We start from the raw sequence: 390 nt of genomic DNA, 5'->3' as shown, positions 1-390 counted from the left end.
GTCGAGCCCTTGCCGCAAATCCGCGATGAGGTCATCCACCCTTTCGAGCCCGATGTGCAATCTTAGCAAGGGGCCGGGATAGCTGAGCTTGTGGGTCCGGGCCTTGAGCTGCGGGTCGACGGGAATGGCGAGGCTCTCATAGCCGCCCCAGCTGAAACCGAGACCGAAAAGCTTGAGCTGCTCGACCATCGCGGCGACAGCCGTTTCGGGCGCGGGCTGGAGCACCGCGCCGATCAGGCCGCAGATGCCCGTGAAATCGCGCTTCCAGATCGCATGACCCGGATCGCTCGGCAGCGCGGGGCACATCACCGAATGGACTTCGGGCTGCGCCTCGAGCCATTTGGCGACCTGAAGCGCGGCGGCGCCATGTTGTGCGAGACGGGTATGGAG

Annotated in this window: 1 protein-coding gene; it reads right to left on the bottom strand. The window is 65.1% G+C overall.

Annotated elements, in window-relative coordinates; genetic code table 11:
• Positions 1–390: PLP-dependent transferase (locus ACT6QU_RS19460; RefSeq protein ID WP_444837030.1), on the bottom strand; the 390-nt coding region annotated here is incomplete at both ends.

The sequence above is a fragment of the Aliihoeflea sp. genome (assembly GCF_052435475.1).
GTDB lineage: Bacteria > Pseudomonadota > Alphaproteobacteria > Rhizobiales > Rhizobiaceae > Aliihoeflea.
Note: the sequence above shows the minus strand (reverse complement) of the source record. Positions and strands in the feature narration are given on the sequence as shown.